This window comes from Bacillus horti, assembly GCF_030813115.1.
GTDB classification, from domain to species: domain Bacteria; phylum Bacillota; class Bacilli; order Caldalkalibacillales; family JCM-10596; genus Bacillus_CH; species Bacillus_CH horti.
The window spans coordinates 152,286-174,133 of record NZ_JAUSTY010000006.1; the positions used below are offsets into that span (position 1 = coordinate 152,286).

The 21,848-nt window shown below is 39.9% G+C and carries 17 protein-coding genes, 1 pseudogene and 1 riboswitch; of the genes and pseudogenes, 14 read left to right on the forward strand and 4 right to left on the reverse strand.

The annotated features are described in order from the left end of the window. Window positions 1–508: 508 nt before the first annotated feature. From J2S11_RS08900 to J2S11_RS08910, 3 genes are all read right to left on the reverse strand, one after another. The gene (locus tag J2S11_RS08900; RefSeq protein WP_307393661.1) at window positions 509–931 is read right to left on the reverse strand and encodes a DUF1801 domain-containing protein; all 423 of its coding nucleotides are present in this window, start codon (window positions 929–931) and stop codon (window positions 509–511) included. Window positions 932–1,003: 72 nt separating this feature from the next. Next, window positions 1,004–1,177: a hypothetical protein gene (locus J2S11_RS08905; RefSeq protein ID WP_307393664.1), complete on the reverse strand. Its 174-nt coding sequence runs from the start codon at window positions 1,175–1,177 to the stop codon at window positions 1,004–1,006. Between the two features lie 154 nt (window positions 1,178–1,331). After that, window positions 1,332–1,438, reverse strand: a riboswitch (SAM riboswitch). An 81-nt stretch (window positions 1,439–1,519) separates the two neighbouring features. Continuing rightward, window positions 1,520–2,746: a bacillibactin exporter BcbE gene (locus J2S11_RS08910; RefSeq protein ID WP_307393667.1), complete on the reverse strand. Its 1,227-nt coding sequence runs from the start codon at window positions 2,744–2,746 to the stop codon at window positions 1,520–1,522. Between the two features lie 234 nt (window positions 2,747–2,980). Here J2S11_RS08910 and cls point away from each other — a divergent pair, with 234 nt between their 5' ends. From cls to J2S11_RS08980, 14 genes are all read left to right on the forward strand, one after another. Continuing rightward, window positions 2,981–4,423, forward strand: a complete 1,443-nt coding sequence (gene cls / locus J2S11_RS08915) for a cardiolipin synthase (protein ID WP_307393669.1) — start codon at window positions 2,981–2,983, stop codon at window positions 4,421–4,423. Between the two features lie 210 nt (window positions 4,424–4,633). After that, window positions 4,634–6,685, forward strand: a complete 2,052-nt coding sequence (locus J2S11_RS08920; protein ID WP_307393672.1) for a sigma-54 interaction domain-containing protein — start codon at window positions 4,634–4,636, stop codon at window positions 6,683–6,685. 204 nt (window positions 6,686–6,889) lie between these two features. Further along, window positions 6,890–7,459, forward strand: coding sequence for a nitroreductase family protein (locus J2S11_RS08925; protein ID WP_307393675.1), 570 nt, complete (start codon window positions 6,890–6,892; stop codon window positions 7,457–7,459). Further along, entirely contained in the window at window positions 7,456–8,037 is a 582-nt protein-coding gene (locus tag J2S11_RS08930; protein WP_307393678.1) for a nitroreductase family protein, read from the forward strand. The genes J2S11_RS08925 and J2S11_RS08930 overlap by 4 nt, the downstream gene beginning before the upstream one ends. A gap of 46 nt (window positions 8,038–8,083) precedes the next feature. Beyond that, window positions 8,084–9,850 (forward strand): M28 family peptidase, encoded by a 1,767-nt coding sequence (locus tag J2S11_RS08935; protein WP_307393681.1) that lies wholly within the window; start codon window positions 8,084–8,086, stop codon window positions 9,848–9,850. A gap of 22 nt (window positions 9,851–9,872) precedes the next feature. Then, the gene (locus J2S11_RS08940; protein ID WP_307393684.1) at window positions 9,873–11,075 is read left to right on the forward strand and encodes a dipeptidase; all 1,203 of its coding nucleotides are present in this window, start codon (window positions 9,873–9,875) and stop codon (window positions 11,073–11,075) included. Window positions 11,076–11,428: 353 nt separating this feature from the next. Then, complete coding sequence (locus tag J2S11_RS08945) at window positions 11,429–13,141, forward strand: ABC transporter substrate-binding protein (RefSeq protein ID WP_307393686.1); 1,713 nt, start codon at window positions 11,429–11,431, stop codon at window positions 13,139–13,141. Window positions 13,142–13,212: 71 nt separating this feature from the next. Then, a complete protein-coding gene (locus J2S11_RS08950; RefSeq protein ID WP_307393689.1) occupies window positions 13,213–14,196 on the forward strand; it encodes an ABC transporter permease in 984 nt (327 codons plus the stop codon). 2 nt (window positions 14,197–14,198) lie between these two features. Further along, window positions 14,199–15,134, forward strand: a complete 936-nt coding sequence (locus tag J2S11_RS08955; RefSeq protein WP_307393691.1) for an ABC transporter permease — start codon at window positions 14,199–14,201, stop codon at window positions 15,132–15,134. 13 nt (window positions 15,135–15,147) lie between these two features. Next, complete coding sequence (locus J2S11_RS08960; protein ID WP_307393694.1) at window positions 15,148–16,167, forward strand: ABC transporter ATP-binding protein; 1,020 nt, start codon at window positions 15,148–15,150, stop codon at window positions 16,165–16,167. Further along, a complete protein-coding gene (locus J2S11_RS08965) occupies window positions 16,140–17,174 on the forward strand; it encodes an ABC transporter ATP-binding protein (protein WP_307393697.1) in 1,035 nt (344 codons plus the stop codon). Before J2S11_RS08960 ends, J2S11_RS08965 begins: the two co-directional genes overlap by 28 nt. 95 nt (window positions 17,175–17,269) lie before the next feature. Next, the gene (locus J2S11_RS08970; RefSeq protein ID WP_307393700.1) at window positions 17,270–18,022 is read left to right on the forward strand and encodes an aspartate/glutamate racemase family protein; all 753 of its coding nucleotides are present in this window, start codon (window positions 17,270–17,272) and stop codon (window positions 18,020–18,022) included. 24 nt (window positions 18,023–18,046) lie between these two features. Further along, window positions 18,047–19,810 carry a M28 family peptidase gene (locus J2S11_RS08975; protein ID WP_307393702.1) on the forward strand — a complete coding sequence of 588 codons (1,764 nt, stop codon included), beginning with the start codon at window positions 18,047–18,049 and terminating at the stop codon, window positions 19,808–19,810. Window positions 19,811–20,024: 214 nt separating this feature from the next. After that, the gene (locus J2S11_RS08980) at window positions 20,025–21,203 is read left to right on the forward strand and encodes an amidohydrolase family protein (protein WP_307393705.1); all 1,179 of its coding nucleotides are present in this window, start codon (window positions 20,025–20,027) and stop codon (window positions 21,201–21,203) included. A gap of 168 nt (window positions 21,204–21,371) precedes the next feature. On the opposite strand, the pseudogene J2S11_RS08985 reads toward J2S11_RS08980, so the two are convergent. After that, window positions 21,372–21,814: pseudogene (locus J2S11_RS08985) on the reverse strand (VOC family protein). Window positions 21,815–21,848 lie beyond the last annotated feature (34 nt).

The window sequence follows — 21,848 nt, forward strand, 5'->3', positions numbered from 1 at the left end:
AAACGAAGGTAGCGGACGGAATGCTGTACCATTTCTTGTGGGATTTATTCCAAAACAATATTCTATGGTGAATGAGGAGCTACGCAAGCATCATTATGGCTCGAAGCTGATGCAGATGGCAGAGGAAATGCGAGAGAGCTAGGTTGCAAGACGATGAAGGTCGATACGCTTAGCTTATCAAGCGTTAGGATTCTATCAAAAGTAGGCTTTGAGGTGTTTGGTCAATAAGATGGGTTGCTGAACAGTACAACAATACTACGTAATAGAAAAATGGTATTAAATAATCGGGCGCTTTTCTGGAGTAACGAAAAAAGCCCAATTTCTCAATTTTAATACCGAAAAAATTGTACTTTCCTTAACGTTGTAAATTCGCATTTTCCTGACGCTACCCCTATATAGGTTTACGATAATACAAATTTAAACACCCTGATATCTACTTCAATTAGATACATCAGGGTGTTGTTTTTTGATTTTAGCTTTTAGAATGAACTAGTCGTTCAAAAAAACTTCATTGATTTGGGTATGTTTTTTGCACTAGGGTTACCGTTTCAGTAATGAACTCTTTAAGAATGTCGATATTAATGTCAGATACTTTGTTAATATAAACACAGGATTTGCCTGATGTGTGTTTGCCAAAATCCTTTAATAATCGTTCTCGAATTTCTTCATTTGTGGTTAAATAAAGGCTAATCTTTGCCTTTCGCGGGGAAAAGCCTACTAATGGAGCATCACCTTCGTGACCAGAAGCATATTTATAATGATAGCTTCCGAATCCGATGATACTTGGGCCCCACATCTTTGCTTCATATCCAGTGACTTCAGTAAAAAGATCAAGTAATTGATAGGCGTCTTGACGTTTCTTTAGTTGTTCAATTTGTTCAATAAATTCTATTACACTACGGTCTGTTTCCTTCGTTTTTAATTCATACATAAGCTGAATATCCCTCCTTCTTAGATAAGCATACACGATTGATATTAAACTTGTATACGGATAATAGAGAGATCACTCATTCGACTCTGATAAGGAATTATTCCCCTCTTTTTTGATGGATGCAACCTTAGCAATAGATACACTTCCACCTTTGGAAAGCTCAAGAAGGGCTTCGTTCAGAGCCTGGTCAATTTCTTGTTCTGTTCGATCGGATGAAACCTTTAACAAATACGTATTCGTAAACATTTTGTTCACCTCACCCTTAAATTATCTATTGCAACATGTCTATTATTGAAATGATGCGAAGCAAGCATGATCTACTTTAGAATGAATCAGAATAAAAAATAACCCCTTCTTGAAAAGAAGAGGCTACTTACATGATTGGTCAGTCAAAAGCCTTTTCTTATCTCTCAAGGTACACCTGTTGGAATTGGCACAGTACTTTCATACGAAAGTCCGCTGCCGAGGTTTCATCGGGCCAAATCCCTCTACCTCTCTTGATAAGAAATCGATATCTAATTAAATACATACTAATTCAATAGGAATACTATGTCAATAATTTTGACCATTTACAAAATTATTCAGTTTTTATTCGCCTCTCCAGTAGGATAAGCCTTTGTCTTTTTTAGGTGGTTTGATGAAAACTAGAGCAATGATCGCTGTAAGGAGAGAAATACCTGCTACACTAAAAAACAAAACTTTATGAGACTGATCCTTAAAAATAGCAAATACAGGTGGTCCGAGTGCCACACCAACAAACCGCATACTACTGTAAATCGAGCTGATCGTTCCGCGTTCACTTTTTTCAAACCCACTGGTTATTAGCGAATCCAAACTTGGCAATGCTCCACCTATCCCTAATCCACTGGTAAAAATGACGGCAATCAAAAAAATTAAACTTTCAGTAAAGCTAACGATAAAGGAAGAGGCAGCAATGATTAATATCCCCCAAAAAGTAAGCCATTTCATCCGACTCATATCTTCACCAATCACCTTGCCTGCGATATAGGAAGAAATACACAAAGCAGCTAAGGGAATGGCCAAGATAAGACCTTTACGAATTCCAGTAATGCCGTATTTATCCTCGAGTAAAGAAGAAAGATAGAAAAGAATACCAAACAATATGAACATACACAGTCCACCAACAAAAAAAATAGCTAAAATCCATCTTCCATCTTTGTGAAACGTTTTCCTAATCATACTAAAAAAAAGTGAAAGCTTCTGTGGTTCATCCTTTTTTTTAGGTGTTTGAACAAGGAACCAAATTAAAAGTATGCTTATTAAACAAAAAACAGGGAAAGAAAAGAAGGGGAGAAACCAAACGATAGTAGCAAGATAGGCTCCAAGTATAGGGCTAAGTACTTTTCCTAGTGTATTTGATGTTTCAACAATCCCTAATCCATTACTGATTTGCTTTTTATGGGTAAACATATCACCAACTAATGGTAGGACAATAGGGAATGCTCCAGCTGCACCCACCCCCTGTAATAGCCTACCGACCAATATCATCCAATAAGGGTTACTCATTTTCCATGCGGCCCAGCCAGAAATCAATCCGCCTAGTCCGGAAATAATTAAGCTTGGAATAATAATGGTTTTTCTGCCTACACGATCAGAAAGAAAGCCAGCAATGGGTATTAGTATAATAGCTGCAATAGAATAAACGGTTATCATTAGACTTGATTGGAAGGCTGAAATGGAAAGCTTCTTTTCGATTAAAGGTAGAACTGGAATTAACATGGAATTCCCTAAGGTCATCACAAGAGGAATAGAAGCTACTGATAAGAGATCAATCGTTTTATTTTCATGCAACACAATACTTTATTCCTCCTCTGAAAATACATTAACAATAAGATTATTTGCTCTAAGCCTCAAGATTATTCTTCGACATTTAACTTACTTGGATTATGGAAGGAAAATAAGAGATCATAAGCTGTAATAAAAATTAATTCAATAACAGATAATAGACAATCGCTTCCACATTTTTCTGTTATACTACTTGTAAGCCCTTTATTTATTATAAATAGACTGTTTCGAGGTGTTGGTCATATGAGCATTTTCAATAGCTTTTATTCCATCATATCCATTCTAAACATTCTTCTAGCGCTGACCGTTATATTTCTCGAACGACGCAATGTAGGGGTAACCTGGGCATGGATTATGGTATTATTTTTTCTTCCTGGTATTGGTTTTGTTCTGTATTTAATTTTTGGACAGAATCTAAGAAGGAGGAAAATCTATAAAATAACAGAGGATCAGAAAAAAGTGGTTGATTCACTAATCCAGACTCAGAAGGAAACACTCAGCCAACTACATTATAATGATCCATCAATGAATCACTATCAGGACATGATATACATGAACTTAATCAGCGGATATTCACTGTTTACACAAAATAATACAGTGGATATTTTCACTGACGGTAACGCAAAGTTTACTGCTCTTTTTCAGGATATACAAAAGGCGAAGAAACACATTCATATTGTTTACTTTATTATTAAAGACGATGATCTTGGAAGAAGACTCGTGCAGCTCTTAGCTAAAAAAGCTAAAGAGGGAGTAGAGGTACGGTTTTTATATGATCATTTAGGTAGTCGAAAGCTTCCCAAACGATTTTTTAAGCACCTATTAGATGCTGGTGGACATGTATCAGCTTTTTTTCCTTCACGTTTACCTTATATAAATTTTCGCATTAATTATAGGAACCATCGTAAAATGGTCATTATAGATAGTCGGGTCGGTTACATAGGTGGCTTTAATGTTGGAAATGAATACCTGGGTTTAGTAAAGTCTCGCGGAGCTTGGAGAGATACGCATTTGAAGCTTCGAGGTAGCTCTGTTTTGCAAATGCAGGTACAGTTTATCTTAGATTGGAATTTAGCCTCAAAGAATACGATTGTTCATGAGCTTACCTATCTTCCAGTACATAAAGAATTTTCAGGAAATGTGGGGATGCAAATCGTATCAAGTGGTCCAGACAGTCAGTATGAAAACATTAAAAACGCCTACATTAAAATGATTAATTCGGCAAAAGAAACCGTCTTTATCCAAACCCCATATTTTATTCCTGATGAAAGTCTAATGGATGCCTTGAAGATGGCTGCTCTTTCTGGAATTGTGGTCAAGGTCATGCTCCCTAGTAAACCAGACCATAAATTTGTCTATTGGGCTTCCATATCTTATCTCGAGGAGCTTTTATCTGTTGGGGCAAACTGTTATTTATATAAAAAAGGCTTTCTACACGCTAAAACAATTGTTGTTGATGGAAAAGTTGCTTCAGTTGGTACAGCAAATATTGATATCCGCAGCTTTAAAATCAACTTTGAGGTGAATGCGCTCCTTTATGATTCAGAGACAGCTAGGCGTTTACATGATATCTTTATGAATGATTTAGATGATAGTGAAAATTTGACATTTGCTGCCTATAAGGAAAGACCCTGGACTTCTAAGTTTAAGGAATCCTTCGCCAGGCTCTTATCTCCTTTATTGTGATGATGAATGTAATATTGGGTAGTAAAGATTCAAGGCTTATAGTCTTGAATCTTTCTTGTTTTGTGGCTTCTACAATCATGTCAAACATTGTCTTAATATGTCTAATTTTTTCGAAAAAAAGTTGCTTAATGTGAACTAGGCTCGTATAATGGTTTAAAAAATCTCATTTACATTCTTAACATACAAGTAAAACTTCGCAGGAGTGATAGAATGTCTAGACCGATTTTACTATTAATCACACAGGATGATCGTACATTTACTGCATTCCACAAGCAAATTACTAACTTCTACGGAGATCGTATTAGCATTATTCATAAGCGGGACAAGTATAATATGGAGGATGTTAAACTCATTTTGTTTTCATCGAAGGAATTAATGGCAGGAGGTAACTATCCTTCTGACAAAGTCATTGTGGGTCGTCGTGCCATTAATCTTAATAGCATTGAACAATTAGTTGTCCTCCCAAAGAAAACGGAATGCTTAATCGTGAATAACGCGAAGGAATCCACCTATGATACGATTGAATACTTAAACAACCTAGGACTTGATCTCACTTATCACTCCTATTATCCAGGTAAAAAAGACTATAAAAAAACAGCTGTTGCTATCACACCTCAGGCCATCGACAATGTCCCAAAAGATATAGAGAATGTTATCAATATTGGTATTAGACCATTAGATATCTCCACATTAGTAGAGCTAGGGACACTTCTTGGTATTGATATGCAGGATACACACTTCTATTCGGCTAAGTATATTAAGGAGATTATTGATTTATCCCGAGAGCTTTTCGATTCTTTAAGTCATGTCAATCTACTTAATCAAGAGCTAGACGCCATCCTCAATACTGTACATGATGGAATCATTGCTACAGATGATCGAAAGAACATTATAAAAATGAATAATGCTGCTAATCGGATCCTTGGACTTTCCATGAAAGAAGAGGATATTATCGGAGCTAAAATTAATAAACTTTTTCCAAAGCTTGATTTACAGTTTAGCGATAATGAGCCTTACCATGAAAACAAGCTAGTTAATGTTCACGATAAAAAGCTTGTCGTCAATAAAATGACCATTATGAAGGAGGATACAAAGATAGGAGATGTCACTGCATTTCAGGATGTGACAAGGATACTACATCTGGAGCAAGACATACGCAAGCAGATTCAAAGAAAGGGATTTTCCTCTAGATATACAATTAGCGATATTTTCGGGAACAGCCCTAAGATCAAAGACACAATTAGAGTCATGGAGAAGATAGGTAAGACAGATCGTTCAGTCCTTATATTAGGTGAAAACGGAACAGGAAAGGAGCTGTTTGCTCATTCTATTCATCATTTGTCTAACCGGAAAAATGGACCTTTTGTACCCGTAAATTTTGCTGGCCTTCCAGAGTCGTTAGCTGAAAGCGAGCTTTTTGGATATGAAGAGGGGACGTTTACAGGGGCAACTAAAGGAGGCAAACAGGGATTATTTGAGCTTGCTCATAATGGCACCATTTTTTTAGATGAGATCGGAGATGCTTCTTTAAACCTACAGATCCTTTTACTAAGAGTTCTTCAGGAAATGCAAGTCATGAGAGTGGGCGGGAGAAGAATCATCCCTGTTAATGTACGTGTTATTGCTGCTACCAATAGAGATCTTAAACAGCTTGTTCAAGAGGGAAAATTTAGAGAAGATTTATATTATCGGCTATTTGTACTACCGTTACGTATTCCACCACTCCGTGAGAGGAAGGAGGACATTCCTCTTTTAATTCATTCTTTTATTAAGGATTATTCAGCCGTTATTCCTTCCATAGATGATGATGTCATGCAGCTCTTGCTGGATTATCATTGGCCGGGAAACATCCGTGAGTTACTTAGCGTGATTCAATATATGACAATCGTCATGGATGGAGATAGAATTACAGTCAGCGACCTTCCTGAACAATTTAAAGAAACGAGAACAAGTACAACTCCTATTAGTTCAGACCTTATAGAAAAACTGAAGTTGGAGGGAGAACTTAGTGACTACTACCAAATCCTAAAATGCTTATTTGAAGCTAAACAGCAAAGTAAGACGATTGGAAGGGGTAAAATAGTGGCCTACGCAGCAAAAAATCATGTCCATCTCTCAGAGCAACAAGTGCGTAAGAGAATGGAGGTACTTAAGGATCTAGACTTGATCTACAGCGGAAACAAAGGAAAAGGTAGCAAAATAACAGATAGTGGTATAGAGCTATTGCACAATTTAGAGAATAGTGGTGAAGTGAGCACTTAGAACTAATAGGATAAGTGAATGATATGAAATAGGTTTTCTTAGGTCTCCTAAGAAAACCTATTTTTTTCGTATAGCTCAAGATTCAGTCTTTATAGCCACGTAAAATTTTTGAATAAGCCGTATTTTCATAAATTTTTAAATTGGCATAGGATTTGCATATCTAAATAATGAGATTGTTTTTTAATACGGAAGTGGGGGTGGACAATGAAGAAAGATACTACTCAACTGTTCCTAGAAGGGATGAATCGAGTCGTAAATGTTAGAGAATATGAAAATCGATCTATAGCAGAAGATGTGGTTGAAGGACTGCTTTATAGCTTTTCACTAGGACCATCATCAGCAAACTGTCAGCCTTGGGAGCTTTTTATTCCTAGGGAAGAAGCCCAGCTTGAGAAAATTGTACAGGCAACCCTTGATCCTTTTCTAACTGAGAAAAGCTATGGAGCCCAAGGCTGGATCAGTAAAGCTCCTTTTGTAGCGATTGTGTTGATGGAGAAGCGTAGGTCTCAGACAAGAATTGGTGAGAAAGGCGACCGATTTGCTGCCGAGGATATTTTTTCAGCGATACAGAATTTTCGGCTCATAGCAGACACACACGACCTAGCCACATCTGTTGTCCGAGAATTTGATCCACTTCGGCTTAACGAAAGTCTTGAATTACCTTGGTACGTAGAACCCCTCGCTATTCTTACAGCTGGATATACTCAGGCTGAACTAGAGATTCCTGAGAGGCTACAGATCAATGATTTTGTTCATTGGGGGAGATGGCAGTGAAAAAAGAAAGCCAACACTCTACGATTTTAGCTGCGATAGATAAAAGAGCAAGTGTCCGCTCTTTTACCAAGCAAGCCATACCTGAAAGCTTAATTGTAGAGCTGTTAACAGCAGGAACATACGCTCCTTCCAGCGGAAACATGCAGCCTTGGGAATTTATAGTGATTCAAGAGCATGAGCAAATGCAAGAGCTGGTAGGCTGTACGTACTTTGGATATTTCTCAAAAGGAGGCAATCACCAGCATTGGATTGGTGAAGCAGGAGTGATTTTCGTTGTTTGTGCTAACCAAAAACGGACGGAAGCGCGCTATGGTCAGGATGGAAAGGGCTGGTCCATCATTGATGTTTCGGCTGCAGCTGAAAATATACTTCTAGCAGCAACTGCGCTCGGATTGGCAGGCTGTTGGGTCGGTGGCTTCGATGAAAAGAAGGTCAAGGAGCTACTCCGTATACCTGAGTACGTAAAGATTATTGGCTTACTTCCTATTGGCTATCCACTGCAGGAAACGAAAAGAAAATCTAGGCTGCCGTTATCCTTAGTCACACACAAAGGTAAGTATAATGAACGTTATTTTTAAGCTATATTTTTAAACGCTTGTTTAACAAATGAGGAGGTGAATAATCATGGGTCAGACACAACATGAGGTCGAAAATGCTTTGCTAGAAGATATAGATTTGACTACGGCTGAGGCTATCCTGAACAGATTTAGTTCTTTAGTAAGAGAATCTGGTAGCGATGATGAACTGATAGCCGCAAATTATTTGGAATCACTATTGCACCAATGGGAAATCTCGTATCGAGTGCACAAATCGAATATCTACTTAAGTGTACCGAAGGAGGCAAGGTTAAAAGTACTGCATCCCACCGAATATGAAATCAAAGCAAAAACACCATCAGCTTCATTTTCTACCAATGAAGACTGGGTCAAAGGAGAACTGATTTACCTTCCTGCAGAACTTAATCTGGATGATAAGTATGATCCATTAGCCCATACAACACTAGATCATGTTCAAGGAAAAATTGTCCTTATGGATGGCTACCCTGTATCTGGAAAAGTAAAGGAATTAGGCAATGCTGGTGCATTAGGGGTCATTTTCATTAGTCCAGGAGATTATATCCACGAAGGAACCTGCTCAGCCATCTGGGGTTCTCCAGACCTTGATAGCATGCACTTTGATCCTATACTTCCTGTACTAGCTGTTTCTCATCCAGATGGTGAACACTTGAAGAAATTATCTACGAATGAATCTGTTCAGCTTTCCTTACAGACTGTTTTAGATGAAGGCTGGTTTGATTGCCCGCTTATTGACATTTTTATAGAGGGTACGGAAGAGCCTGAAAAGTATGTCCTCCTACATGGTCATTTGGATTCATGGCATGTGGGCATTGGAGATAATGGTACGGGTATAGCAGCGCTAATGGAAATGGCAAGGATTTTTCAAAAGCATAGGCATTTATTAAAGCGTAGTATTCGGATTGCCATATGGCCCGGTCATTCCACAGGGAGATATGCAGGATCGACCTGGTTTGCCGATCAATTCGGCTTAGACCTAATGGAAAACTGCGTAGCACAGGTTAATTGTGATTCGCCAGGGTGTCGATGGGCAACCTCCTATGAACATATGACGTGGATGAGTGAGGCTGAGCTGTTTTGTCAGGAGGCGATCCACACAGCAGTTGGACAAGCTTCTCAAGGAACACGACCCGGTAGAGCAGGAGACTATTCCTTTAACAATATAGGGATTACATCATTTTTTATGCTTTCCTCAACCATTCCAGATGATCATGTTCATGAGCTCAATTATTACGCCGTTGGAGGTTGTGGAGGAAATATCGAATGGCATACAGAGGATGATTTGATGTATGTAGCTGATTATGAGGTACTACACAAGGATATAAGGATCTATCTTACTGCTATCATAAGGGCTTTAAATAAACCTATTCTTCCATTTAACTATGTCAAAACAGCAGAAGAGTTCTTTCAAAGCTTAACTACTTATCAGCAGCAGGCTGGAGCTCATTATTCCTTAGCAGATCTAATAGAGGAGGTTGCAGAGCTTCGAGACTCACTAACGCAGTTTTATAAGCAGATTGAGCCATTACGTTTAGAGAGCCTAAGCCATCCATCTGTACAAAAGGCTAATCAATGTATGATAGAGCTTTCACGTTTACTTATTCGAATGAATTACTCACGTCAAGGAGTGTTCTATCATGATCCAGCTCTTGATATTCCAGCTTTGCCAGATCTAGCACCAGTAGTAGAGTTAGCCGAGCTAGAAGAGGATTCACATCGTTATTATGTAACAAAAAACCATGTGAAGCGTGGAGCTAATCGTCTGAGCTTAGTGTTAAAGCAAGCTAATCAATTAGTCCAATCAACATTATCCTAATATAAATCAGGAGGGTTCTACCATGAAGAAAAAACAATATAACGGCTATAAATCCTATCAATACTTGGAAGCAGGAGTGGATTACAAAGAATTTAAACTTTCGAGAGAGTATGACCGAGTTGAGCCTTTTGTTTATCCAGTAAGTGCTGAGCAGGAGGAAGAGGTACAACGTATTTTGGAAGAGGATATGATTATCTCTTTGCATGAGCATACCTTTATTGCTCCAGAGGATCTTAATGAATTTATGGCCTTTAGACGTCAAGGAAGAGATTTTACAGGCTATGAAGGACTTAGTATTTCTGGATTAGACGTCGTATTTGAGAATTTCATGGATGGGACAGCATTAATTACGTCAAATCATGGGTGGAAATGGGACGATATCATTTTTGATTTAGGGATGCGGTATAGTGATTTTGCCCACCAGGATCTAGTTATCCGAGCAGAGACAATAGATGATCTGTATCGAGCTAAAAGGGAAGGGAAGATTGCTTTCATTACTTCTCTAGAGGCAGCAACTCAGATTGAAAATGAAGTAGATCGTGTGGATGTCCTATATGGATTTGGAGTTAGATGTATGGGAATTGCTTACTCTGAAGCCAATGCTCTAGGAGCTGGACTTAGAGAAGAAAATGATTCTGGGCTCACACAGCTAGGTCGTCAGGTTGTCCAAAGAATGAACAAGCTAGGAATTACAATTGATGTTTCCCATTGTGGAGATCAAACCTCACTAGATGTGATTAACGAAAGCTCAAAGCCTATCTTTATTACACACGCTGGAGCAAGAGCCATTTGGGATACAAGACGATTAAAGCCTGACAATATTCTCAAAGCATGTGCTGAAAAGGGTGGGGTCATCGGAATTGAAGCTGCACCACACACAACTCTAACTGAACAAAACTCAAGCCATTCTATTGAATCTGTGATGGATCACTTTGAATATACCGTTAACCTTGTGGGAATCGACCATGTTGCTTTTGGTTTAGATACATTGTTTGGAGACCATGTGGGACTTCACAGCTTATTATCTGGTCAGCTTTCCATTGGGAAATCACATCAAGGTCCTAAATTTGAGAAAGTTGAATATGTAAAAGGATTAGAGAATCCAGCGGAAGCGTATCTTAATGTTGTCCGTTATCTAGTGAAAAAAGGGTACAGTCGTGAGGATATCAGTAAGGTAATGGGAGGAAACATTCTAAGAGTATTAAAAGAAACTTGGGTCAAATAGGATTTCTTAGGTTGTAGTAGGTTGAACTAGGCTATGAAATAGGTGAGGTTGCAGGCAGCTACACGACAGTTTTTACAATATGAGCTGTCGTGTAGCTGAAAAATGAATGAGCTTTTAGAAATAATAAAATAATACACAAACCTAATGTATTCAGTTATATAGCGAGGATGTTGTCTGAAGATTAAATAAATAGTGGTTCATTTTATATCAAAAGTGTAAGTTGGCATATGAATTGCTTATTATACTTTGAAACCTATTAATTTTGGCAATATTCAAGGTTATCAAAAAGATTAGTTTGATTTATTGTCAGCAATCTGAAGGTCAAACATTTATTTTAAGGGGAGGTACATGTAATGAGGGATTTTAGGTTTTTCAAAACAGGTCTTATTTTGATCTTAATGCTTGTCCTTTTAGCTGCCTGTAGCAGCGGAAATGATAGTAGCAGTGAGGATCCAGCTGAGAATTCAGACATTGTAGATGAGGAGAGAGTCATTCGTCCAATTGAAATCCTTACTAGGCCACAGGCGTCATCTCCAGATGAGTTTGAAACAGCAAACTTAATTAAAGCAGCCATGGAAGAGCTTGGACTAACGGTGAATCTTAACGTTTCTCCATGGGAAAAGCTGTCCGATGTTGTTTGGTATGAAAGAGACAAATGGGACATTGCAGGATGGCAGATGGCAGCTAGACCAGAGCGTTTAGATCCAGATGAATTCATCTATAACCTTTTTCACTCTCAAAATGTTGAGGATGGTTATAACTTTATAGGTTACGTGAACCAGGACTATGATTCTTTAGCTGTGGAACAGCGTGTAACGGTTGACCGGGATGAAAGACAGCAGCTAGTACATCGCGCACAAGAGATTTTAGCTGAAGACGTTGCTTATTTCTTCACTGTTAACCCAATGTTGAGCTACGTATTTAATAGTTCAGTATTTGAAGAAAGCTCACTAGTAGAAATGGCTGGTCTTGGTATTAAGAACTATTGGACTTATATCAATATTGAGCCTACAGGTACGCAAAGAGATATGATTCTTAACAGTAATGATACGGTACAAGCGATTAACCCACTATATATCAGCGGTTCTGTAGATTCTTGGGTCACGGAATTAATTTGGGATCGTTTGATGAGAGTTGATGAACAAGGTCTACCCACGCCTTCAGCAGCTGAATCTGTTGAGTGGGTAACAGATACTGAGATTAAGGTGACCCTACGTGAGGGCATGCAGTGGCATGATGGACAACCTGTTACTGCAGAGGATGTGAAGTTTTCGTTTGAGGTTCCACTATCTGGAGAGGTTCCTATGTACAAGCCTTTTGTCGATATGATTTATGATATCGAAATTGAGGATGAGCGAACGTTAACTTTCTTCATTGATTATCCATGGGCTGCCTTTGAAACTGCTAGCTTAGCTAAGATTAATCTAGTTCCTAAGCATATCTGGGAGCCGATCATTGAGGATTTAAAGGACAAGCCTGAAAATGCTGAAAGCCATCAGGAAGCTAACCCTATCGGATCTGGTCCATTCAAATATGCGGACTGGAAGTTTGGAGAAGAGGTTGTACTTGAAGCAGTTAAAGATCATTATGATGCACCAAAAATTGATCGTTGGATCGTGCGTATTATTCCAAACATGGAAGCATCATTAGGAATGCTACAAACAGGTGAAATTAATTTCCTTGCCGCTTATACCGGTGATAGTCAGGTGCTTGAGCAAAGAGTAAATGATTCTGCTGATCTCACTATGATTTCTTCCGTAGACCTAGGCTTTAGATTCTTTGCTCCAAACCACCGTAGAGCTCCGCTAGATGACAAAGCGTTTAGAAGAGCAGTAGCTTCCGTCATTAATCGTGATATTCAGGTAGCTGCTGTATGGAAGGGCTTTGCTGTGCCAAGTGATTCTGTTGTTTCACCATCCTTGGAATTTTGGAAGAATCCAAATCTTAATTACCCTTCAGGTGGTGTAGAAGAGGCAAAACAAATCCTTCAGGAAGCTGGTTATGAATGGGATAAAAATGGAAAGCTTCTATACCCTCAGGGACAGAAGGAACAGCTAGGTAACTAACAGTCCTAACGTGAAATACTGACAGACATTACTGTCAGTATTTCACCAATTTTTAGAGAGGGGGAGAAGAATTGAATGGAAAGTGGAAATTCTTTATTTCTAGACTACTACAAACACTATTAACTTTATGGGTCATTGCCACTATCTTGTTCTTTTTATTTCGCTTGATGCCAGGGAATCCCTTGGCTGCCTATATTGATCCAACATTTACAAGGGAACAGCAGGAGATTCTTCTCCAGCAGTTTGGATTAGACAAGCCTCTATGGCAGCAATATTTTATTTATTTTGGGAATTTGTTTCAGGGGAATTTAGGTCACTCCTTTTTTTATAAGGAATCCGTTATCAGTATTATCGGTAGAGTTTTACCTAACACCATTTATCTGATGACTTTTTCCTTAATCATAGCTTATGTGATCGGTACACTAGGAGGAGTGTTACTGGCCTGGAAGAGAGGGACGAAAACAGAAACCTTAGGTATAATATTGACTCTTTTTACAAGGTCTGCTCCACAGTTTTGGGTAGGGATGGTTGTGCTAGCCTTCTTTGCCTTTACATTAAAATGGTTCCCTTCAGCTGGAGTGTCACCTGCAGGAACAATGTACACATCTGAGCTTGATAAGCTGTTTTCTCTTGCCTTCTATCAGCACTTGTTTCTACCCAGCCTTACGTTAGCTATCTATTTACTAGGTTTACCGTTACTCCTTATGAGATCAAATATGCTCGATGTTATGGGAGAGCAATTCGTTGATATGGCTAGGATGCGCGGATTAAAGGAATGGAGAATCATGCTTAAATATGCCGCTAGAAATGCCGCTCTACCTGTTATAACAGCGATGGCTGTAGGAATTGGCTACTCTATTGGAGGAAACGTAGTCATAGAAAATGTCTTCAGTTGGCCAGGCCTTGGGAGACTACTCGTTAACGCTGTATCTGCTAGTGACTACCCTTTAGCTCAGGGTGCCTTTATCTTAATAGCCGCCGTCATGGTCACAATGAACTTCATAGCGGATATTTTGTATAGCATTTTAGACCCACGAGTAACGTCAAGGAGGTGATCATGATGGGGACAGATGCACACGTGAAGATGAACGATCAAAAAACAGTTCTACAGCAATCACTAGGACGCAAGCTAGGGAAGCAGCTAAAAGCTTTTATACGTTTTATCAAGCAGGATACCTTTGTACTTGTAGGTGTAATTATTTACGCATTTCTGATTTTACTTGCTATATTTGCACCTCTTATAGCCCCACATGATCCACATGAAATGATTCAAACGGACGGGCAACTGATGTTCAATCAGCCTCCATCCAAGGATCATTGGCTTGGGACGACCAATATGGGGAGAGATATTTTTTCACAGCTTGTTTACGGGGTTCGTCCAGCCCTTTTAGTAGGCTTCACCGCAGCGTTTCTCGTTGTTGTGGTAGGTACGTTAATCGGGTTGTTTGCAGGATACTTTAGAGGAATTGTCGATAATCTACTCATGCGTGTAACAGATGTAGCTTTCGGCATTCCCTTTGAGCCTTTTGTTATTGTACTCGTTGCTTTTATGGGCGCAAGCATCTGGAATATTGTTTTAGCGATGGCTTTGCTGCTTTGGAGAGACACCGCAAGGGTCATTCGATCACAGGTGCTAACCGTAAGGGAGAGAAATTTTGTTGAAGCAGCCAAGGTTTCTGGAGCGTCCCATTTACGTATTTTATTTGTTCAGATCGCTCCAAACATCTTACCATTATCCTTTTTATACGGATCATTAGCTATGGGTTGGGCTATCTTAACAGAGGCTGCCGTTAGCTTTCTAGGCTTTGGTGATCCGACTGTCATCAGCTGGGGATATATGCTTCAGGATGCTTACGTGTCACAGGCTCTATCTAGAGGAGCATACTATTGGTTTTTACCTCCAGGGATTTTCATTATGTTAGCTGTAATGGCTGGCTTCTATATCGGTAGAGGTTCTGAAGAAATCCTATATCCAAGACTGAAAAAGCAGTAAGGGAGTGAGAGAGATGGCCTTATTAGAAGTCAAAAATTTGAAGGTGCATTATCAGACTAAACATGGAGATAATCAGGCTGTTGATGGTGTCTCCTTTAAGCTTGAACAGGGAAAAAGCATTGGAATCGTAGGTGAGAGTGGCTGTGGGAAGAGCACATTAGTGAAAGGAATTATTAGGGTCATGTCCCAGAATGCCTTTATCAAGGATGGGCAGATTCTATTTGATGGCAAAGACTTAGCGAAGCTTCCGGAGAAGGAATTTCGTCAGGTTCGGTGGAAGGACTTAGCCCTCATTCCTCAAGCGGCAATGGACTCACTAAATCCTGTCTACCCTGTCCTAGATGCATTTGTCGAAGTGTTAACGTTGAAAGGAAATATGACGAAAAAGCAAGCTGTAGCTCGGGCACATGAGCTATTCCAAATGGTAGGTCTTGATACAAAAAGACTCTCGTATTACCCACATGAGTTTTCAGGAGGAATGAAGCAGCGTGCTGTCATTGCTCTTGCCCTAGCATTAGATCCAAAGCTCGTCATTGCAGATGAGCCTGTAACAGCGTTAGATGTTATAGTTCAAAGTCAGGTGTTAAGGGAGCTAACTCGTTTAAAGAAGGACTTAGGCTTGACGATCATCCTTATTACGCATGATATTTCTGTTGTTGCTCAGAGCTGTGAATCCATAGCTGTTATGTATGCAGGAAAGATTGTTGAAAAGGGTGATGCAAAGGATGTGCTAAAAAATCCTTATCATCCTTACACCATGGGGCTAGCAAACGCCTTTCCAAATCTCAAGGAACCAGACAAGCCACTGATTTCCATAGAAGGCTCTCCACCTGTACTCGTTGATCCACCAAAAGGCTGTAGGTTCTATGAGCGTTGCCCTTATAAAATCGAGCAGTGCAGGAACGAAGAGCCAGAGTTGGTTGAGGTGAAGAAGGAGCATTTCTCTGCCTGTCATCGTCTAGCTGATATTGATGAGCTAAGAGAGAAAGCAAAGGAGGTGGAGACGTGGCAGAACGTAGTGTCATTGAAGTAAAGGATTTGCAGAAGCACTTTCCCGTCCGCAGAGGTCTATTTAGTAAAGAAACAGGAGCCGTTTTAAAGGCCGTAGACGGTGTGAGCTTTTCCATTAAAAAAGGTCAATCCCTCGGCTTAGCAGGGGAAAGCGGCTGCGGAAAAACAACAACAGGAAAAATGCTCCTTCAGCTTTATGAGCCAACTGGAGGATCGTATCTTTTTAATAATGAAGATGTGACTCATCTTAAATCGAATAAGGATATGAAGAAATTCCGTAAGCAGGCCCAGCTCATGTTTCAGAATCCATTTGAAGCGTTAAATCCACGCTTTACCATCTATCGTTCTTTACTAGAGCCGCTTATTAATCATGGAATAGGGAGTAAGGAGGAGTGTTACGCATTAATTAAAGAAGCATTAGAACGGGTTAATCTTCAACCAGCAGAAAGCTATTTTGAAAAATATCCATATCAGATGAGTGGTGGACAGCTACAAAGGGTCGTTTTGGCCAGAGCTCTCATTATTGATCCAGTGTTTCTAGTCGCGGATGAACCCGTTTCCATGCTAGATGTATCTGTACGTGCAGGTGTTCTTAATTTGATGAAAAGCGTTACAGAAAGCATGCAGCTGACCACTGTCTATATTTCACATGACCTATCATTAATTCAATATATGTGTGAGCAAACAGCTATCATGTATCTTGGTAGAATAGTAGAAATAGGAGATACCAAAACGATTTTAGAAAGCCCTAAGCACCCGTACACTCAAGCCTTAATTAGTGCTGTGCCTGTACCTGATCCAGAGCATGAGCCTGAGGAGTTGAAGATTCACAACCATGTTCCAAGTCCCATCAATTTACCTAAAGGCTGTCATTTTCAGGATCGCTGTCCTTACGTAGAGTCGATCTGTAGACAGGAAGATCCTCAGTTGAAAGAGGCACCAGATGGGATTAAGGTTTCCTGTCACATGGTTCATGAGCACAAGGATTATCTATCGCCAAGTAATCAAAACACTGTGTCTAGCACATAGATTTATAAAATTCCTATATATCTTTTAATAGGTTTGTATGTAAAAGCTGATGCGCATCATTGGTCAAAAACAACAAGTGGAAGGGGAAAATAATAGTGAAACTAGTATATGTCGTTCCAGGTCCTATGAATGATACTGAAGCAGCAAGACGTGGAGGGCTGTTGAAGGAGTGGGCTGCTCCACATGTTGACGTTGATATTGTCACCGTGTCTGAAGGCCCTGCATCCATAGAGTCCATGTATGAGGAATTTTTGAGTATCCCTGCAACAGCAAAGCTCATTTACCAATTGGAGCAGGAAGGCTATGACGCTGCTATCTTGGGCTGTGCTGGTGATCCAGGATTAGATGCGTACAGAGAAATCACAACTACACTTAGAGTAGTTGGTCCTGCTGCATCAGGCTATCATACCGCTGCCTTACTTGGGCATCGCTTTTCAATCCTGACGGTAACAGATAGCACAATTCCAAGCTGTTATGAGCTGGTTCAAAAGGCGGCTTTAACGCACAAGCTTGCTTCTGTCAAAGCGGTCAATATTCCGGTGCTTGAGCTGGCTAATGATCGAGCAGCCACTTTAAACAAGCTTGTTGAGATTGGAAAAAGAGAAGTAGAAAACAGTGGAGCAGATACCCTTGTATTAGGCTGTATGTCCATGGGCTTTCTAAATGTGGCTGAGGATATGCAAGAGATCTTAGGAATCCCTGTTATTAACCCAGCCAAAAATGCCCTCAAAATAGCTGAGGCACTAGTTGGAGCTAACTACACTCATTCTAAGAAAGCGTACATGATCCCTCCAAAGCTAGCATCTGGAAAGATCAAGTCTCTCGACGAGTTATTAGTTACTAAATAATCTATGAGTAAAGGAGATGTACACATGGCAACTATACAAGTAAAAGAAACAGAAAAGATTCTATTAGATGAGTTAAATCTTGATGTTCCAAAAGCCGTATTGAACAAATTCAGTATGCTAGTGAGAGAATCTAGCAGTGAGGATGAGCGTATTGCCTTCGATTTTCTAGTCGATTTTCTAAAGGAATGGGGCATTCCCCACACCCTTCATCAGCCTAGCATTTATTTAAGTGTTCCTGTGTCTGCTGCGCTTAAGGTTAGCCGTCCTACAGCAAAGACCTATCGAGCAAAAACTCCTGCATTTGCTGTGTCCACGGGAGACGATTGGCTTAGTGGTGAAGTGGTATACACAGGCTCCAAGCAAGCAAAAGGGTTAGATGACATTTTTGCTGGAGGAATTGAAGTTGGTGATCTTGATGTTGCTGGAAAAATCGTACTTACAGACGGTCTTGCCATGCCACGAAAGGTAAAGGAATTCGGGGAGCTTGGAGTAAAAGCAGCTATTTTTATTAATCCGGGTAAAAACATCCATGATGGAATTTGTACACCTATCTGGGGTTCACCAGATTTAGATACGATTGATCAGGAGCCAGTCATTCCTGTGATCGCCATTAATCTAGAGGATGGGAATGAATTGAAGGAGCTTTGCGCTCAAGGAGATGTTCAGGTTGAGCTGCAAACGGAACATAAAAAAGGCTGGTTCGAATGTCCTTTACTTGATATTTTCATTGAAGGAACGGAAGACCCTGAAAAATATGTTCTCCTTCATGGTCACTTAGATTCATGGACCGTAGGGATTGGTGACAACGCAACGGGTGACGCTTCTCTACTAGAAATGGCTCGAGTGTTTTACAAGCACAAGGATAAATTAAAGAGAAGCGTACGCATTGCCATATGGCCAGGTCATTCGACCGGAAGATATGCTGGATCAACATGGTTTGCTGATGAGTTTGCTCTAGATTTAGAGGACAATTGCGTAGCACAGGTGAATTGCGACTCTCCAGGCTGTCGCTGGGCAACATCCTATGATTATATGGATTGGATGAGTGAGGTAGATGCGTTCTGTAAGGAAGCGATTCAGGATTCAGTTGGGCAAGGCTCCAAAGGAGTAAGACCAAGTAGAGCAGGTGATTATTCCTTTAACAACATTGGAATCACCTCGTTCTATATGCTTTCCTCTAGTATTCCAGAAGATGTGCTTGCTCAAAAGGGGTACTATCCTGTTGGAGGCTGTGGAGCGAATATTGAATGGCACACGGAGGATGATCTACTCCACGTAGCTGATTACGATATCCTCATGAAGGATCTTAAGGTGTATACAACGTCTGTATTTCGAGTGTTAAATGAGCCGATTCATCCGTATAATTTTGTGCATACGTTAGATGAGTTTACTCAAACCATTACAGCGTATCAGGAGGCAGCAGGGGAGCATTTTAGCTTTACTGATGGTCTTGCGCAAGTAGCTGAGCTTCGTGGTGCACTAGTTGAATTTTATGAACACGTTGAGTCTCTTAAAGAGGGACAAGTTTCCGAAGCTGAAGTCAAGGATGCTAACGAAAAAATACTAGGCTTAGGGCGGATTCTAATTCCATTAAACTTCTCAAGAAGAGGTAAATTCCGCCATGATCCAGCCTTAGACGTTCCGGCACTTCCAGATATTGCACCGGCTAAGGATCTCTTATCCATTAAAGCCGGTTCACATCTTTATAATGTTACATTAAACCACTTAAGACGTGGTCAAAACAGGCTCATCTGGAGCTTGAAAGAAGCTCAAAAACTGCTTAAATAGCACACAATTGTATAAACCAACAATGCTAGAGACAAAAAGAGGTATAGCGCTACTGTCTCTAGCTGTTTTTGTTCCCCAACATGCATGAAGCTATCTATAACAGGGATGCGGCAAGAAACTAGAGAGAATAGACTAAAAATTAAAAAAGTACAAGTCTTATATTACAGGAGTATTCAAGTTAAAATAATGAGTATAAGGAAATGAGGTGTTAGTATTGTCAACGTTAGTTAAAGCAAAAGGGATTATTAAAGGTACAGGCGAAGATATTATCCATAACGGAGCTATGCTTATTGAGGAAGGTAAGATTGTAAGTGTAGGGACACAGGCTCAGTATGGGACAGATTACTCTGAAATTCTTGACTTTACTGACGTATACGTGATGCCAGGACTCATTGATGCTCATACTCACCTTTCCGTTGTTCCGGCACTTGGCAATCAAATTGAGCAGCTTAAGCTACCTCCACATCGCAATGTTTTACGTAGTTTGCCGAATATCCAGAAGAATTTAGCTTCAGGCGTTACAAGCATGAGGATTATGGGAGAAGAGCATTTCATCGACATTGAAATTAAAAAAGCGATTAAGGAAGGACTTCTAAAGGGGCCAAGATTACTTGTAAGCGGAAAGGGTATTGTTGCATCCAACGGTCACGGCGTGGCTCACACAACATCTGACGGAGAGCAGGAGGTTAGAAAAAATTCCAGGCTTAACTTTGCTCAGGGAGCAGATTTCTTGAAGCTATTTGTCACAGGGGGAATGAGCAGCCCTAATTCTAGTGTAGATCATTGCTTTTACACGAGAGAAGAAATTGCTGCTGCTGTCGAGGAGGCTGAAAGAGTAGGGAGCTACGTAGCCGCTCATGCTCATGGAGGAAGAGGATTAGACTATTGTATTGCAGAAGGCGTTCGTACGATTGAGCATGCTGCTTTAATTTCTGAGGCTCAGCTTGAGCAGTTGGTAAAGAAGGATTTATGGATTATTGGAACTTTCGCCATTCTTTTTCACCCATCTGGTATTGAAGAGTCAGATTTCAAATATCCTGCGATAAGGGAGAAGGTCCTCAGAGCTCGGGAAATGGAAGCTGAGACGTTTAGCAAGGTGCTAGAATATAAGCCTAATCTCGCTTTAGGAACTGACAGCATGCATGGACTGCTCGGTTATGAGGCAGAGTGTTTGGTAAGCTTTGGAGCAAGTGAAAAACAAGCCCTTGAAGCGATTACGTTAAGAGCTGCCCAAGCGTGTAGACTTGAGGATCAAGTAGGCTCTCTCGAAGCAGGGAAGCTAGCTGATTTTATTGTGTTGTCAAATAATCCACTTGAGCGTATCCAAAACCTTCAACATGTACAGCATGTTTATCAAGAAGGAGTGCTTGTACATAGTAACGATATAGCTTAATTTGGTCATATTAAATATGTTCTGAATAAAAGATAATTAAATACAATGAATAGCATTTTTTAGCTGAATTCTATTCAACAAAACAGTGCCATTCTCCACTTTGATGCGAAGGGCACTGTTTTTGAATCACTTATTTTTTAGTGTACAATTTCAAAATATCTTGTTCCATTAAAAATCATGCTTGTTATGATAGAGTTGGATAACAATTCCAAACGGATCCCGTACTATGGCGTAGCCTGTGCTGAAAGAATTTTCTCCAAACGGCTTAATACTATGACATGCTCTTGCTCCTTTAGATTATGATAAATAGCTTCAATGACTTCGTATTCCTTTGATTGAATACATAAGGACGAGCTATTACCTAACTGCCACGGACGGGTGGTGTCGATTTCTTCTTCTGCAATCATGATTTTGTTAGACCCAATTTCGAGCACAGAATGAGTGATGTAGTCATCCTGCCCTTCTTTATAGGAAAACTGTGGATCCATCTCTTTCATTTCCTTATAATTCTTCTTAAATAAAACCATTGCGCCAAGATGCTTTTCATAAAAGGCTATAGCCTCAGCTGCTTGTCCATTCATGGATAAAAAGGGAACTACTTCTACATTCATGTTATTGCCTCCTTAGTTGATTTCTTTTACACTT